This window comes from Goodfellowiella coeruleoviolacea, assembly GCF_024171785.1.
Classification (GTDB): Bacteria; Actinomycetota; Actinomycetes; order Mycobacteriales; family Pseudonocardiaceae; genus Goodfellowiella; species Goodfellowiella coeruleoviolacea.
Genome location: NZ_JAMTCK010000034.1, coordinates 6227 through 24504, shown reverse-complemented (window position 1 = coordinate 24504; position 18278 = coordinate 6227). Strand labels below are relative to the sequence as shown.

Annotated in this window: 2 protein-coding genes; both read left to right on the top strand. The window is 69.6% G+C overall.

Annotation, left to right across the window (positions count from 1 at the left end; genetic code table 11):
• Window positions 1–3 precede the first annotated feature (3 nt).
• Window positions 4–15621: a type I polyketide synthase gene (locus tag LX83_RS37145; RefSeq protein ID WP_407649768.1), complete on the top strand. Its 15618-nt coding sequence runs from the start codon at window positions 4–6 to the stop codon at window positions 15619–15621.
• A gap of 6 nt (window positions 15622–15627) precedes the next feature.
• Window positions 15628–18278 (top strand): type I polyketide synthase (locus tag LX83_RS37140; protein WP_253780794.1); only part of this gene is annotated, 2651 nt, incomplete at its 3' end.

Genomic DNA, 18278 nt, shown 5'->3' with positions numbered 1-18278 from the left:
CCCGTGCCGCGTCTCCCCGACCGAAACCATCCCGAGGACTGTCCAATGACGACAAGTGAAGACAAGCTTCGCTACTTCCTCAAGCGGGTGACGGCGGACCTGCACGATGTGCGGGCTCGCCTGCGCGAGGTGGAGGAGAAGGACGGCGAACCACTGGCCATCGTGGCCATGAGCTGCCGGTATCCGGGTGGAGTGCGGTCGCCGGAGGAACTCTGGCAGCTCGTCACCAACGAGGTGGACGCCATCTCCGGCTTCCCGGTTGACCGGGGCTGGGACCTCGAACGGCTCTACCACCCAGAGCCTGGCCGGCCCGGCCGGTCCTACGTGCGGGAGGGTGGGTTCCTGCACGACGCCGCCCTGTTCGACGCGGAGTTCTTCGGCATCAGCCCACGCGAGGCGTTGGCAATGGACCCGCAGCAGCGATTGCTGCTCGAAGTCTCGGCAGAGGTGTTCGAACGGGCCGGTATCCCGGCGACTTCCCTCCAGGGCAGTCAGACCGGGGTGTTCGTCGGCGGCATGGCCCAGATCTCCGGGCCAGGCGCGAGCGAGACCACCGAGGGGCTCGGTGGCTATCTGCTGACCGGCAACGCGGCGAGCGTTTTCTCCGGTCGCATCGCCTACACCTTCGGACTTGAGGGCCCTGCGGTCACGGTGGACACGGCGTGTTCGTCGTCACTGGTGGCGCTGCACCTGGCCGGCCACGCGCTGCGCCAGGGCGAATGTTCGCTGGCGCTGGTCGGTGGGGTCACCGTGATGGCCACACCCGAGGGATTCGTGGAGTTCAGTCAGCAGCGTGGGTTGGCTCCGGACGGTCGGTGCAAGGCGTTCGCCGAGTCTGCTGATGGCACTGCCTGGGCTGAGGGTGTGGGCATGCTGTTGGTGGAGCGGTTGTCGGATGCGCGGCGCAACGGGCATCCGGTATTGGCGGTGGTGCGTGGTAGTGCGGTGAATCAGGATGGTGCGTCGAATGGGTTGACCGCGCCGAACGGGCCGTCCCAGCAGCGGGTGATCCAGCAGGCGTTGGCGGCGGCGCGGCTGTCCGCTTCCGATGTGGATGTGGTGGAGGCGCACGGCACCGGTACGACGTTGGGTGATCCGATCGAGGCGCAGGCGGTGTTGGCGACCTATGGTCAGGATCGGCCGGTGTACCGTCCGTTGTGGTTGGGTTCGTTGAAGTCGAACATCGGGCATTCTCAGGCGGCTGCTGGTGTTGGTGGTGTGATCAAGATGGTGTTGGCCATGCGGCACGGGGTGTTGCCGAAGACGTTGCACGTGGATCAGCCGTCGTCGCATGTGGACTGGTCGGCCGGCGGCGTGGAACTGCTGACCGAGGCAAGGGACTGGCCACGAACCGACCGGCCGCGCCGTGCAGGTGTCTCGTCCTTCGGGGTCAGTGGTACCAACGCCCACGTCATCCTTGAAGAGAACGTGCCTGATGAGGCCACGGCGCCAGGCGAACAGCCAGTGCCGACCGCTGGTGTGGTGCCGTGGGTGGTGTCTGGCCGGTCGCGGGCGGCGTTGCGGGACCAGGTCGTGCGGTTGCGGGAGTTCGCGGCGGAGGCCGGGCCGGGGTTGGACGTGGCCGCGGTGGGTCGGGTGTTGGCGGTGGGCCGGTCGGTGTTCGAGCACCGTGCCGTGGTTGTCGGCGCCGACCGCGACGAACTGCTGGCGGGCTTGGCCCAGACCGACCAGGTGGGTTCGGTGGCGGTGACCGGTACCCGGCGGGTGGTGTTCGTGTTCCCTGGTCAGGGTTCGCAGTGGGCCGGTATGGGTCAGCGGTTGATGGCGGAGTCGGGGGTGTTCGCGGAGTCGGTGCGGGCCTGTGATGAGGCGTTGTCACCGTGGGTGGACTTCTCGGTGGTGGAGTTGGTGTCCTCGGGGGTGTGGCCGGATCGGGTGGAGGTGGTCCAGCCGCTGTTGTGGGCGGTGATGGTGTCCCTGGCCGCGGTGTGGCGCTCCTGTGGGGTGGAGCCGGCGGCGGTGGTGGGGCACAGTCAGGGGGAGATCGCGGCCGCGCACGTGGCGGGAGTGTTGTCGTTGGCGGACGCCGCGCGGGTGGTGGCGTTGCGCAGTCAGGCGTTGGCGCGTCTGGCCGGGACGGGTGGCATGGTCTCGGTCGCGCTGTCCGCCGACGAGGCCGCGGCTCGGTTGGAGGAGTCCGGTGTTGAGGCGTCCTGTTCGTTGCGGTCGCATCCGTGGCTGGCTGATCACGCCGTGCTGGGTACCGTCCTACTCCCCGGCACCGCCATGCTCGAACTCGCGGTTCGGGCCGGCCAGCAGGTGGGCTGCGAGGTGGTGGAGGACCTGGTCCTCGCGGCACCACTGGTGCTGCCTGAACAGGGTGGTCTTGAGGTTCAGGTCGCGGTGGGCGCTGAGGACGAACACGGCCGCCGTCCGGTCACGGTGCACTCTCGGCCACAGGATGACACCACTGACCGGCCGTGGACCAGGCATGCGACCGGCACGTTGGCACGCGGTGGTTCTGGCGAGCTGATCGATCTGCGGGTGTGGCCGCCGGAGCGGGCCGAGCCGCTGCCGGTGGACGGCCTGTACGAGCGACTGGCAGAGGGTGGTTTCGCCTACGGGCCCACGTTCCAGGGCCTGCGCGCGGCCTGGCGTCGTGGCGATGACATCTACGCCGAGGTGAGCCTGCCGAGCGAGGCCACCGCGGATGCGGCGCGGTTCGGCATTCATCCCGCCCTGCTGGACGCCGCGCTGCACGCCGCTGGACTGGGTGGAGCACAGCAGTCAGCGGATGGTGCTGGCCTGTTGCCGTTCGCCTGGACCGGAGTTGACGTGCGAGCTGTGGGTGCGACCCGCCTCCGGGTCAAGCTGTCCCCGGCCGGCACCGACGCGGTGTCGGTTCAGCTCGCCGACCCGGCCGGCGCGCCTGTGGCCACGGTGCGGTCGCTCGTGTTGCGGCCGATGGCGCCGGACCAGTTGGCGGAAGCGCGCGACCCGCACCAGGACGCGCTGTTCCAACTGGAGTGGTTGCCGGTCACGGCACCAGCCGACCAGGTCGAAACCGTGGCCGTGCTCGGCCAGGACGACCTCGGGTTGACAGCCACTGCCGGGGTGGTCGTGCGGTGTCACACCGACCTCACCGGCCTTCTCGCCACCGGCGATGCCGTGCCCGATCTGGTGTTGGCGCCGATGTTGGTGTCGGAGCAGCCCGTGGCTGATCTTTCGGCCCGGGCACGTCATCTCGCGTTGACCGCGCTCGACCTGGTGCGGCAGTGGCTGGCTGAGGAGCGCTGTGCATCCGCACGCCTGGTTCTGGTAACCAGACATGCCGTGGTGACAGCCTCGGACGGCGCCGGGGTTGATCCAGCGGCAGCGGCGGTCTGGGGTCTGGTCCGGTCCGCCCAGACCGAGCACCCCGGCCGGTTCGTGCTGCTCGATCTGGCTGACCAACCTGCTGACGCCGCGTTGCCAGCACTGGCGTTCACCGACGAGAGCCAGTTGGCGCTGGACGTGAACGGCACGCTGTTCGCTCCCAGACTGACCAGGGCTGGCGCAGCCAAGCCCGATGGCGGGCCGGTGTTCGCCACTCAGGGCACGGTGCTGGTGACTGGCGGCACGGGCACCTTGGGGCGGTTGCTGGCCAGGCACCTGGTGACCGAGCACGGGGTGCGGCGTCTGGTGTTGACCACGCGCGGCGCAGCGGACTCCGCTGGGACGGCGAACCTGGTGGCTGAGCTGACGGAGTTCGGTGCGGACGTCACGATCGCTACCTGTGACGTGGCCGAGCGCGATGAGTTGGCCGCGGTGTTGGCAGGCATCCCACGCGAACACCCGTTGACCGCGGTCGTGCACGCGGCGGGTCTGCTGGCGGACGGCGTGGTGGAGTCGTTGACGACCGAGCAGTTCGAGACAGTGCTCCGGCCCAAAGTGGACGGTGCGGTCAACCTGCACGAGTTGACTCAGGGGCTGGACCTGTCCGCGTTCGTGTTGTTCTCCTCGGCCGCCGGCACTCTGGGTACGGCGGGGCAGGCGAACTACGCGGCGGCCAACGCGTTCCTCGACGCGCTGGCCCAGCACCGGCGGGCAGCCGGGCTGCCAGCCCAGTCCCTTGCCTGGGGGCTGTGGGCGGAGGCAAGCGGCATGACCGGCGAGTTGGCCGAGACCGACCTGCGTCGGATGGACCGCAACGGGCTGGTGCCGCTGACCAACGACCAGGGCCTGGCCCTGTTCGACCGAGCGTTGGCCACCAGCACCGACGTGTTGCTGCCGGTGCCGTTGAACCTGTCCGCGCTGCGCGCACGCATCGGGGCGAACCCGGTGCCCCCGGTGCTGCGCGCCCTGCTCCGGTCCGCGCTTCGTCGCGCCTCGACCGTGGAGGAGAGTTCGTCCCTGCGGCGGCGACTGGCGGACCTACCGGACAGCGAGCACCTCCCGGTGCTGGTGGACCTGGTGCGGACACACGTGGCCGCAGTGCTCGGTCACCCTGGACTGGACGCGGTAGCCCCGGACCGGACCTTCCAGGAACTCGGGTTCGACTCGCTGACGGCCGTCGAACTGCGCAACCGGTTGACTTCGGTCACCGGACTGCGGCTACCGGCCGCGCTGGTCTTCGACTACCCGACCCCGAATGTCCTCGCCGAACACATCCGTGTCGGGCTGGTTGGTACGGGGAAGTGGGCGGAGCGGAAGCCGGCACTGACGGTCGAACTGGACGAGCCGATCGCCATCATCGGCATGAGCTGTCGGTTCCCCGGTGGGGTCACCTCGCCCGAGGACCTGTGGCGGCTCGTCCACTCCGGAGTCGACGCGATCTCTGGATTCCCCACCGACCGCGGTTGGGACATCGAGGCGCTCTACGACCCGATGCCGGGTCGGCCGGGGCGGAGCTACGTGCGCGAGGGCGGGTTCCTGGCTGAGGCGGCCGAGTTCGACCCGGGCTTCTTCGGCATCTCGCCACGCGAGGCGCTGGCGATGGACCCGCAGCACCGGCTGCTGCTGGAGGCGTCCTGGGAGGCGTTCGAGCGGGCGGGAATCCGACCGGACAGCCTGCGCGGCAGCCAGACCGGGGTGTTCGCCGGCTTGATGTACCACGACTACGGGGCACACCTGTCAACCACAGGGGAGGATGTCGAAGGATTCCTGGGGGTGGGCAACTCGGGCAGTGTGCTGTCCGGTCGGATCGCCTACACGTTCGGGCTGGAGGGCCCGGCGATCACCGTTGACACGGCGTGTTCGTCGTCGCTGGTGGCGTTGCACCTGGCCATCCAGGCGCTCCGGCAGGGCGAGTGCAGCATGGCGCTCGCCGGTGGCGTGACCGTGATGGCGACGCCGGGGACCTTCGTGGAGTTCAGCAAGGCGCGTGGGCTGGCTCCGGACGGTCGGTGCAAGGCGTTCTCGGCCGCGGCGGACGGTGCCGGCTGGTCCGAGGGCGTGGGTGTGCTGGTGGTGGAGCGGTTGTCCGATGCCCAGCGCAATGGCCACCAGGTTCTGGCGGTGGTGCGGGGTAGTGCGGTGAACCAGGATGGCGCCTCGAACGGGTTGACCGCGCCGAACGGGCCGTCGCAGCAGCGGGTGATCCGGGCGGCATTGGCCAACGCCGGACTGACAGCGTCCGATGTGGACGCGGTGGAGGCGCACGGCACCGGCACCACACTGGGTGACCCGATCGAAGCTGACGCCCTGCTGGCCACCTACGGCCAGGACCGGCCAGCGGACCGTCCACTGTGGTTGGGATCGGTAAAGTCCAACATCGGGCACACCCAGGCCGCTGCCGGCGTCGCCGGCGTGATCAAGATGGTCATGGCGCTGCGCAACGAACTGCTTCCGCGGACGCTGCACGTGAGCGAACCCACCCAGCACGTGGACTGGTCGTCGGGTGCGGTGCGGCTGTTGACCGAATCGGTGTCCTGGTCTGATGTGGACCGGCCGCGCCGCGCTGGCGTTTCCTCGTTCGGGATCAGTGGGACGAATGCGCATGTGATTCTGGAGCAGGCGCCTGGGGTGGATGTGTCCGCGGGTGGGTCTGCTGGTGGTGTGGTGCCGTGGGTGGTGTCTGGCCGGTCGCGGGCGGCGTTGCGGGACCAGGTCGTGCGGTTGCGGGAGTTCGCGGCGGAGGCCGGGCCGGGGTTGGATGTGGCCGCGGTGGGTCGGGTGTTGGCGGTGGGCCGGTCGGTGTTCGAGCACCGTGCCGTGGTTGTCGGTGCCGACCGCGACGAACTGCTGGCGGGCTTGGCCCAGACCGACCAGATGGGGTCGGTGGCGGTGACTGGGACACGCCGGGTGGTGTTCGTGTTTCCCGGTCAGGGTTCGCAGTGGGCTGGTATGGGTCGGCGGTTGATGGTGGAGTCGGGGGTGTTCGCCGAGTCGGTGCGGGCCTGTGATGAGGTGCTGTCGCCGTGGGTGGACTTCTCGGTGGTGGAGTTGGTGTCCTCGGGGGTGTGGCCGGATCGGGTGGAGGTGGTCCAGCCGCTGTTGTGGGCGGTGATGGTGTCGCTGGCGGCGGTGTGGCGCTCGTGTGGGGTGGAGCCGGCGGCGGTGGTGGGACACAGTCAGGGTGAGATCGCCGCCGCGCACGTGGCGGGAGTGTTGTCGCTGGCGGACGCCGCGCGGGTGGTGGCGTTGCGCAGTCAGGCGTTGGCGCGTCTGGCCGGCACGGGTGGCATGGTCTCGGTCAGCCTGCCTGAGCAGGAGGCCGTGGCTCGGTTGGAGGAGTCCGCAGCTGATGGGGTGGCGGTTGCGGCGGTGAATGGCCCGTCCTCGGTGGTGTTGTCGGGTCCGGTGGGTCCGTTGACGGAGGTGGTCGCTGGTTGGGAGGCGGCGGGGGTGCGATGCCGGTGGGTTCCGGTGGACTACGCGTCGCACTCGGCGCAGGTGGAGGGCATTCAGGCTGAGGTGCTGGCCGCCGCGGACGGCGTGTCCGCCCAACCAAGCGCGGTGGCGTGGTGTTCCACCGTGACCGGTGACTGGGTCGACCCGAGCACTCTGGACAGTGGCTACTGGTATCGGAATCTGCGGTTGCCGGTGCGTCTGGACGAGGTCATCGCCAGGTTGATCGCTGAGGGGTATTCCGCGTTTGTGGAGTGCAGCCCGCATCCGGTGTTGACGGTGGGTGTTGAGCAGCGGGCTGAGGTGGCTGGCCGGGATGATGTGCTGGCGGTGGGCACGCTGCGTCGTGATCAGGACGGGTTGCGGCAGTTCTACAGCGCGCTGGGCCAGGCATGGGTCGGCGGCGTGACCGTGGACTGGGCCCGTGTCTATCCGGAGCAGCCTGCTGGTGGTGAGGCTGGGTTGGCCGGGTTGCCGACGTATGCCTTCCAGCGCCAACGGTTTTGGCTGGACCGCACCGCTCAACCGATTGCGGCGCTCAGCTCAGCTGAGGCTCGCTTCTGGGCTGCTGTGGACAGTGCCGACACGGCCGCGTTGGCCGCTGACCTGACGATCGATGAGAGTTCGCTGGCCGAGATCCTGCCCGCGCTGACAGCATGGCGGACCCAGCAGCAGCAGAAGTCCGCTGTGGACAGGCTGCGGTACCGGATCAGCTGGCAGCCGCTCACCGAATCCACGGCCTCGACGCTGACCGGCACCTGGTTGGCCGTTGGTGCCTCCGCTGAGCTGGACTGGGCCAGGAGCGTGCTCACCGACGCCGGAGCGAACGTCATCCTGGTCCCGGTCGACGACCAGGATGTTGATCGCGGCACGCTCGCGCGCACCCTGCGGGACGCCGTCGCCGACCAGCCCGTCCAGCTGAGTGGTGTGCTGTCCCTGACCGCGCTGGACAGCGGCCGACACCCGGTACACCCTGCTGTGCCCAGTGGGTTGGCTGCCACGATGACGCTGGTGCAGGCATTGGGTGACGCCGATGTGGCGGCGCCGCTCTGGCTGCTGACCCGGGGCGCGGTGTCCACCGGACCGGCCGACCCGATCACCGACCCCGCCCAGGCAATGGTGTGGGGCCTGGGCAGGGTGCTGCGTCAGGAGCATCCCGGCCGGTGGGGCGGTCTGGTCGACCTACCCTCGACACTGGACGCGCCGGCCACGGCACGACTCGTTGGCGCGCTCACCCGGGTGGTTGACGAGGACCAGATCGCGATCCGGGCAATCGGCTGGTTCGGCCGGCGGTTGGTGCACGCGGCAGCGGACAGCGAGGCGGACAGTCGTGAGTGGACGCCCCGAGGCACGGTGCTGGTCACCGGTGGTACTGGCGGGCTGGGCGCGCACGTGGCCCGCTGGCTGGCCGGAAACGGAGCCGAACACCTCCTCCTGGTCAGCCGCAGCGGGCCGGCAGCCGAAGGCGCGGAGGAACTGCACGCGGCACTGACCGAACTCGGTGCCGAGGTCACCATCGCCGCCTGCGACGTGTCCGACCGCGCCGCACTGGCTGATCTGCTGGCCTCGCTACCCGCACACCACCCACTCACCGCCGTGGTGCACACCGCAGCGGTGTTGGACGACGCCGTGCTCGACGCACTGTCGCTGGACCAGGTCGACCGTGTGCTGCGCGTCAAGGCGCAGGCCGCGGTGAACCTGCACGAGCTGACCCGTGACCTGGATCTGTCCACCTTCGTGCTGTTCTCATCCCTCGCCGGCACCTATGGCGGAGCTGGTCAGGGCAACTACGCGCCCGGCAACGCTTTCCTGGACGCGTTTGCGCAGTACCGACGAGCGGCCGGGCTCCCGGCGACGTCGATTGGCTGGGGCCACTGGGCTGGTGGCGGCATGGCCGAGGGAAGCCTGGAGAACCGACTCAGGCAGCGTGGTGTGCCGTCCATGGCACCCGAACTGGCGCTGACGGCGTTGGAGCAGGTGCTGAACCGGGACGAGACCTTCGTTGTCGTGGCCGACATCGAGTGGGAACAGGCACTGGCCGCGGGCGAGCTGCCCAGCCCCCTGATCCGGGACCTGCCCGAGATCCAGCGCCACACCAGCCAGACCGAAGTGGCCGAGAGCGCGGCGACCTCACTGATCGATCGGTTCACCGCGCTCAGCCCGGCCGAGCGGAACCGCCATGTGCTGAACCTGGTCCGAGACCAGATCGCCGGTGTGCTCGGGTTCGCCTCAGGCGACGAGGTCGAGCCGGGGCGGGCGTTCCGAGAACTTGGCTTTGATTCGCTGACTTCTGTGGAGTTGCGCAACCGGCTCAGTGCTGCGGTCGGTCTCCGCCTGCCCGCCACGCTGGTGTTCGACTACCCAAGCCCCACCGAACTGACTCAGTACCTGATCACGGAGATCACCGGTGCGTCCCCGGTCGAGCAGACCGTCCAAACCGGCCGGGGCGTGACGGATGAGCCGATCGCGATCGTCGCCATGAGTTGCCGGTTCCCCGGCGGAGTGAACTCCCCAGAGGATCTGTGGCAGCTGCTCGATGGGGGACGCGACACGGTGGTCCCGTTCCCTCGGGACCGCGGCTGGGACGAGGAGGCCGTCTACCACCCGGACCCCGAGCAGCCGGGCAGGTCCTATGTGCGGCACGGCAGTTTCGTTGCCGGGGTTACCGACTTCGACGCGGATTTCTTCGGGATTTCGCCGCGTGAGGCGTTGGCCATGGATCCACAACAGCGCCTGCTGCTGGAAGCGTCCTGGGAGGTGCTCGAACGTGGTGGCATCGATCCCGCCGCGCTGCGTGGCAGCGACGTCGGCGTGTTCGTCGGCACCAACGGGCAGGACTACAGCACGCTCTTGATGAACGCCGCGGAGACCGTTGAGGGCTATCTCGGCACCGGGAGTGCGGCCAGCGTTTTCTCTGGCCGGGTGGCTTACACCTTCGGTTTCGAGGGGCCGGCGGTCACCATTGACACCGCCTGCTCGTCCTCGCTGGTCGCGCTGCACCTGGCTGCCCAGGCACTGCGTCAGGGCGAGTGCAGCATGGCGCTCGCCGGTGGTGTCACCGTGATGTCCACCCCGATCGGCTTCGTCGAGTTCAGTCGGCAGCGCGGCCTCGCCCCGGACGGTCGGTGCAAGCCGTTCGCGGGAACCGCGGACGGCACCGCGTGGGGCGAGGGTGTGGGTGTGCTGTTGGTGGAGCGGTTGTCGGATGCGCGGCGCAACGGGCACCAGGTGCTGGCGGTGCTGCGGGGTAGTGCGGTGAACCAGGATGGTGCGTCGAACGGGTTGACGGCGCCGAACGGGCCGTCGCAGCAACGGGTCATCCGCGCGGCATTGGCCAACGCCGGCCTGAATCCGTCCGATGTGGACGCGGTGGAGGCGCACGGTACCGGCACCCGGCTGGGTGATCCGATCGAGGCGCAGGCCTTGCTGGCCACCTACGGCCAGGGTAGGCCGATCGATCGTCCACTGTGGTTGGGGTCGGTCAAGTCGAACATCGGGCACACCCAGGCGGCTGCGGGCGTCGCTGGTGTGATCAAGATGGTGTTGGCGATGCGGCACGGTGTCTTGCCGAAGACGCTGCACGTGGACGAACCCACCCCGCAGGTGGACTGGTCGGCGGGTGCTGTTGAACTGCTCACCGAAGCACGGGAGTGGCCAGAGACTGACCTGCCCCGCCGTGCTGGGGTGTCCTCGTTCGGGATCAGTGGGACGAACGCGCATGTGATTCTGGAGCAGGCGTCGGTTGAGTCGGAGGTGGTGCCGGCTGGGGGAGTGGGCCTGTCGGTGGTGCCGTGGGTGTTGTCGGCGCGGTCCGAGGCGGCGCTGCGTGGTCAGGCTGAGCGGTTGCGGTCCTTTGTGGCCGAGCACCCCGAGGTGACCACGGTCGACTTGGCCTGGTCGTTGGTCACGTCCCGGTCCGCTTTGGAGCACCGCGCGGTGGTGGTCGGGGCCGACCGCGAGGAGTTGCTGTCCGGTTTGGCCGCTGTGGCCGAGCAGCGTGATGCGTCGGCGGTGGTTCGGGATACCAGTGGGTCCGGCAGGCTCGCGTTCGTGTTCACCGGTCAGGGCGGGCAGCGGGTCGGGATGGGTCGGGAGCTGTACGCGGCGTTCCCGGTCTACGCCCAAGCCTTCGACGAGGTGTGTGCCGAGTTCGAGCCGGGGTTGGCCGATGTGGTGTTCGGCACCGCCCCCGGTGTGGACGAGACCCAGTGGACCCAACCCGCCTTGTTCGCCGTCGAGGTCGCGCTGACCCGCCTGCTCGCCTCGTGGGGTGTGCGTCCTGACGTGGTGATGGGCCACTCGATCGGGGAGATCACCGCCGCGCACGTGGCCGGTGTGTTGTCCCTGGCGGATGCGGCGCGCCTGGTTCGGGCGCGTGCGGGGCTGATGGGTGCGCTGCCGGCGGGTGGCGCCATGCTGGCCGTCGCCGCCACCCAGGCCGAGGTCAGCGAGGTCGGGCTGCCGGGTGGGGTGGATATCGCGGCGGTGAACGGGCCGCAGGCGGTGGTGTTGTCGGGTCCTGAGGCCGAAATCGCTGAGTTGGGTGAGGTGTGGAAGGCGCGGGGCCGGTCGGTCAAGCGGTTGCGGACCAGTCACGCGTTCCACTCGGCTCTGATGGACCCGATGCTGGCGGACTTCCGGGTGGCGTTGGCCGGGGTTCGGTTCGCGGAGCCGGAGATCGGGATCGTGTCCAACCTGACCGGCGAACTCGCGGGTGAGGGGTTGGTGTCGGATCCGGAGTACTGGGTGCGTCATGTGCGGGGCACGGTCCGGTTCGCCGACGGCATCACCACACTGCACGACCAGGGTGTGGCCACGGTGCTGGAAGTCGGTCCGGACGCGGTGCTGACTGCGATGGTCTCGGAGAGCGTGCCTGATGGGGTGGCGGCGGTGCCGGTGCTGCGCCGTGACCGCCCTGAGGTGCAGTCGCTCGTTGCTGCTGTGGGGCGGCTGCACGCGCGTGGGGCCACTGTGGACTGGTCATCGTTGTTCGCTGGTACTGGGGCTCGTCGTGTTGAACTGCCGACTTATGCGTTCCAGCGGGAGCGGTACTGGCTGGAGTCGGGGTTGGTGTCGGGTGATGTGGGTGCGGTGGGGTTGGTGTCGCCGGAGCATCCGTTGTTGGGTGCGGCGGTGGCGTTGGCTGGTGGGGATGGGTTCTTGTTCACGGGTGTGTTGTCGGTGCGGACGCATCCGTGGTTGGCTGATCACGCGGTGATGGGGACGGTGTTGTTGCCGGGCACCGCTTTTGTCGAACTCGCCCTGCGCGCCGGCGAACAAGCCGGCTGTGGCACGGTTGAGGAACTCACCCTGGCCGCGCCGTTGGTGCTCCCTGAGCAGGGGAACGTTCGGATTCAGGTGCGTGTCGGCGCCGCCGACGAGACCGGCCGACGGCCGGTGTCCGTGCACTCGAACCGGGATGGCTCCGAGGAGGTCTGGACCCAGCACGCCACCGGTGTGCTCGCGGCTGAACCGAGCAGCGCGTCGGTGGAACTCACCCAGTGGCCACCAGCAGATGCGACCGCCCTGCCCGTTGACGACCTGTATGAGCGACTCGAACAACGCGGCTTCAGCTACGGGCCGGTGTTCCAGGGGCTCCGCGCGGCCTGGCGACGCGGAACCGAGGTCTTCGCCGAGTTGTCCCTGCCCGCCGATCAGCAGGGTGAAGCCAGTCGGTTCGGCCTGCACCCGGCACTGCTGGATGCCGCCATGCACGCACTTGGCCTGGGTGAGTTCTTCGAGAACGACGGCCAGGGACGGTTGCCCTTCTCCTGGGCGGGGGTGTCGCTGACCGCGGCGGGCGCGGCGAGTCTGCGCGCGCGGCTGACCCCGGTGACGCCGGGGACGGTGGCGGTCACCGTCGCTGACAGCACCGGCCGGCCGGTTTTGTCGGTGGGCGCGCTCACCCTGCGTCCGGTGTCGGAGGCCCAACTCGCCGAGGCCCGCGGCGGCGGTCGCGACTCACTGTTCCGGGTCGACTGGGTTGATGTCCCGCTGTCCGCGAGCACCGCACAGGACGGCTGTGTTCAGATCGGTGGCACTGGCGCGCCGGGCAACAGTGTTGGCGATTCCACAGTGGACCGCTATGCCGATGTGACCGAGCTGTCGGCGGCCCTTGCCGCTGGTGCGGCCGTACCGGCACAGGTGTTGCTGCCGCTACTGTCCACAGGGGAGAGTCCGGTAGCCGCCGCGCACGCGGTGACCACCGAGGTGCTGGCGGCGGTTCAGGCCTGGTTGGCCGATGAGCGGCTGGTGAATTCCCGTCTGGTGGTGGTCACCAGGGGGGCGGTCGCGGTCGATGCCGCGGAGCAGGTGGTTGACCTGGCTGCGGCCGCAGTCTGGGGGCTGGTCCGGTCAGCGCAGTCCGAGCACCCGGGACGGTTCGTGCTGGTCGACACCGACAACCCCGACACGCTGCCGTCACTGCCGACCGGTGTTGACGAGCCGCAGCTGGCGGTGCGTGGTGGGCGTGTGCTGGCTCCTCGGCTGGCACGGCTGGTGGAAGCCGGCCTGCCCCTGCCACCCGGCGACGTCCCGTGGCGGCTGGCGGTGACCGCGGCCGGCACCGTGGACGGGGTGGCCGCGGTGCCCTGCCCTGACGTACTGGAGCCGCTGGCCGGTCGGCAGGTGCGGATCGCGATGCGCACGGCCGGGATCAACTTCCGGGATGTGCTCAACGTGTTGGGGATGTATCCGGGTGAGGCCGGCCCGCTCGGCCAGGAGGGTGCTGGCGTGGTCACCGAGGTCGGGCCCGAGGTGACCGATCTCGCTCCGGGGGACCGGGTTTTCGGCCTGTTCCCCGGGACCTTCGGGCCGGTGGCGGTCACGGATGCCCGGTTGGTCGCACGGATTCCTGAAGGGTGGTCGTTCGACCAGGCAGCTTCAGTGCCCGTCGCCTTCCTGACCGCCTACTACGGACTGGTCGAGTTGGCGGACCTGCGGCCGGGTGAGTCGGTGCTGGTGCACGCGGCAGCTGGTGGGGTCGGCATGGCCGCTGTCCAGTTGGCCACTTGCCTGGGGGCCGAGGTGTTCTGCACCGCCAGCACCGGCAAGTGGGACACGGTGCGCGAGCTGGGCGTGCCCGACGAGCGCATCGCCTCCTCGCGAACCCTGGAGTTCGCCGAGCAGTTCCGGGCCGCGACCGCCGGCCGCGGCGTGGACGTCGTGCTCAACGCGCTCGCCGGCACGTTCGTCGACGCCTCACTGGGGCTGCTGGCGGATTCCGGGCGGTTCCTGGAGATGGGCAAGACCGACGTCCGCGACGCGGCCGAGATCCGGGACAGGACCGGTGCCAGCTACCGCGCGTTCGACCTGGGGGAGGCCAGCGCTGACCTGACCGCCCGGATGCTCGGCGAGCTGCTGCGCCTGTTCGAACGTGGCGACCTCAGGCCGCTGCCGGTGTCCACATGGGATCTGCGCAACGCCCCTGACGCGTTCCGGCACATGAGCCAGGCACTGCACGTCGGCAAACTGGTGCTCACCCTGCCCCGCCGGCTCGACCCAACCGGCACCGTGCTGGTCACCGGCGGCACCGGCGCGCTGGGTGGGGCGATCGCCCGACACCTGGTCGAGAACGGCGTGCGGAACCTGCTGCTGGCCAGTCGACGAGGGCCTGACGCCGAAGGCGCGGGCGAACTGATCGGGGAGCTGACCGCGGTGGGCGCGCGGGTCGACGTGGTCGCGGTCGACGTGTCCGACCGGGTCGCGCTCGCCGAACTGCTGGCCGGCATACCCGCCGAACGGCCGCTCACCGCCGTGGTGCACACGGCCGGCGTGCTCGACGACGGCACCGTCGAGCAGCTCACCGCCCAGCGGGTGGACGCGGTGCTGCGACCTAAGGTGGACGCGGCCTGGCACCTGCACGAACTGACCCTCGACCGCGACCTCGCCGCGTTCGTCCTGTTCTCCTCGGCGGCCGGGGTTTCCGGCGCGGCCGGGCAGGGCAACTACGCGGCGGCCAACGCGTTCCTGGACGCACTGGCCCAGCACCGCCGGGTCACCTGCGGTCAGCCGGCGGTGTCGCTGGCGTGGGGCTTGTGGGCACAGCAGAGCGGGATGACCGGGACCCTCGGCGAGGCGGACCGACTCCGGATGAGCCGAGCCGGAATGCGCCCGCTCACCCTGGAACAGGGCCTTCAGCTGTTCGATGTCGGCTTAGCCTCGGCGGAGACGCTGGTCGTTCCGATGCGACTGGACACGGGCGCGTTGAGCAACCGGAGCGGTGACGTACCACCACTGTTGCGTGGCCTGGTGCGGGCACCGGCGCGGCGGGCAGCCAACACCGACCCGGTGGACGCCAGCTCGTTGCGTCGGCGGATCGCCGGCCTGACGCCGGCCGAACGAGATCGCGAACTGCTGGAGTTGGTGCGCACCAACATGGCCGTGGTGCTGGGCCACGCCAACGCGGCGGCAGTCGACCCGAACCGGGGATTCCTGGAACTGGGCTTCGACTCGCTCACCGCGGTGGAGTTGCGCAACCGGCTCACCGCCGCCACCGACCTGCGGCTGCCGGCCACGCTCATCTTCGACTACTCGTCACCGGCCGACCTCGCAGCCCACCTGCGGGCGGAGCTTGGTGGCGACGACGACGTGGTGGCTCCGGAGATCCCGCTGCTGGCCGAACTGGATCGACTGGAGGCGGCGTTGCTCGCGGCGCCCGTGAGCGACAGCGCGCGCTCAGCGCTCAGCGGACGACTCCAGACGCTCGTCGCGAAGTGGAACGGCACGACAACGCAGGTGGACGAGACCGCTGACCGGTTGTCCACCGCCACGGTCGACGACCTCTTCGACTTCATTGACAACGCGCTGTCCCACGGCGATTCAAGGAGCTGACGTCAGTTGACGAACGAGGACAGGCTCGTCGAGTACCTGCGCAGGGTCACCGCGGAACTGCACCAGACCCGGCAGCGCCTGCTCGAAGTGGAGGCTGGCGAGCAGGAGCCCATCGCCATCGTCGGGATGAGCTGCCGCTATCCGGGCGGCGTCCAGTCGCCGGAAGACCTGTGGGAACTGGTCGCCGACGGACGCGACGCCATCTCGGACTTCCCAACCAACCGAGGTTGGGACCTGGATCGCCTGTATGACCCGGACCCCGACCACCGGGGCACCAGCTATGCGCGAACCGGTGGCTTCCTGGACGACCCGGCCACCTTCGACCCCGAGTTCTTCGGGATCTCACCGCGTGAGGCGCTGGCCATGGACCCGCAGCAACGCCTGCTGCTGGAAGCCAGCTGGGAAGTGTTCGAGCGGGCCGGCATCAGCCCGACCAGCGTGCGCGGTAACCAGACCGGCGTGTTCATCGGCGCGGCGTCCTCCGGGTATGGCGGTGCGTTCCAGTCCGCACCGGAAGGGCTGGAGGGGCATCTGCTGACGGGCAACGCCGGCAGCGTGGTGTCCGGCCGCCTGGCTTACCTGTTCGGGTTGGAAGGGCCGGCGGTCACCGTTGACACGGCGTGTTCGTCGTCGCTGGTGGCGCTGCACCTGGCCGTTCAGGCGCTGCGGCAGGGCGAGTGCACCATGGCGGTGGCGGGTGGTGTGATGGTCCTCGCCGCGCCAACACTGTTCGTCGAGTTCAGTCGGCAGCGTGGGCTGGCTCCGGACGGCCGGTGCAAGCCGTTCGCGGCTTCGGCTGACGGGACCGGCTGGGGCGAGGGCGTTGGCCTGGTGCTGGTGGAGCGGTTGTCGGACGCCCGCCGCAACGGCCACCAGATCCTCGCGGTGATTCGCGGTTCGGCGGTGAACCAGGACGGCGCGAGCAGTGGCCTGACCGCCCCGAACGGGCCATCGCAACAGCGGGTGATTCGCCAGGCGCTGGCTAATGCCCGTCTGAACGCGTCCGATGTGGACGTTGTCGAGGCGCACGGCACCGGCACCCGGCTCGGTGACCCGATCGAGGCGCAGGCCCTGCTGGCCACCTACGGACAGGACCGGCCAGCCGACCGTCCACTGTGGCTGGGGTCGGTCAAGTCCAACATCGGGCACACCCAGTCGGCGGCTGGTGTGGCCGGTGTGATCAAGATGGTGTTGGCGATGCGGCACGGTGTCTTGCCGAAGACGCTGCACGTGGACGAGCCAACCCCGCAGGTGGACTGGTCAACCGGCGATGTCCGGCTGCTGACCGAGTCCGTGCCGTGGCCGGAGGCCGACCGGCCACGCCGGGCCGGGATCTCCTCGTTCGGCATGAGCGGCACGAACGCGCATGTGATTCTGGAGCAGGCGCCGGTTGAGCCGGTTGAGCCGGAGGTGGTGCCGGCTGCGGCGGTGGACCTGTCGGTGGTGCCGTGGGTGTTGTCGGCGCGGTCCGAGGTGGCGCTGCGTGGCCAGGCTGAGCGGTTGCGGTCCTTTGTGGTCGAGCACCCCGAGGTGACCACGGTTGATCTGGCCTGGTCATTGGTCACGTCCCGGTCCGCTTTGGAGCACCGTGCGGTGGTGGTCGGGGCCGACCGGGAGGAGTTGGCGGCTGGCCTCACCGCCCTCGTTGAGGGGACACCAGCCAACAATGTGATCGCTGGTGTGGCCGGCTCGGGTCGGGTGGCGTTTGTGTTCACCGGCCAGGGTGGGCAGCAGGTCGGGATGGGGCGGGAGCTGTATGCGGCGTTCCCGGTCTACGCCCAGGCCTTCGACGAGGTGTGTGCCGAGTTCGAGCCGGGGTTGGCTGATGTGGTGTTCGGTGCCGCTCCCGGACTGGACGAGACCCGGTGGACCCAGCCGGCGTTGTTCGCGGTCGAGGTCGCGTTGACCCGGCTGCTCGCCTCCTGGGGAATCCGTCCTGACGTGGTGATGGGCCACTCGGTCGGGGAGATCACTGCCGCGCACGTGGCGGGGGTGTTGTCCCTGGCGGATGCGGTCCGGCTGGTTCGGGCGCGTGCGGGGTTGATGGGTGCGTTGCCGGCGGGTGGGGCCATGCTGGCGGTGGCCGCCAGTGAGGCTGAGGTCGGTGGGGCCGGGTTGCCCGGTGGGGTGGATATCGCCGCGGTGAACGGGCCCGAATCGGTGGTGTTGTCCGGCCCTGAGGCCGCGATCGCTGAGTTGGCTGAGGTGTGGAAGGCGCGGGGTCGGTCGGTCAAGCGGTTGCGGACCAGTCACGCGTTCCACTCCAGCCTGATGGATCCGATGCTGGCGGACTTCCGGGCGGCGCTGGCCGGGGTTCGGTTCGCGGAGCCGGAGATCGGGATCGTGTCCAACCTGACCGGCGAACTCGCGGGTGAGGGGTTGGTGACGGATCCGGAGTACTGGGTGCGTCATGTGCGGGGCACGGTCCGGTTCGCCGATGGCATCACCACACTGCACGGTCAGGGTGTGGGCACGGTGTTGGAGGTGGGTCCGGACGCGGTGTTGACCGCGATGGTCTCGGAGAGCGTGCCTGATGGGGTGGCGGCGGTGCCGGTGCTGCGCCGTGACCGCCCGGAGGTGCAGTCGCTCGTCGCTGCTGTGGGGCGGCTGCACGCGCGTGGGGCCACTGTGGACTGGTCATCGTTGTTCGCTGGTAC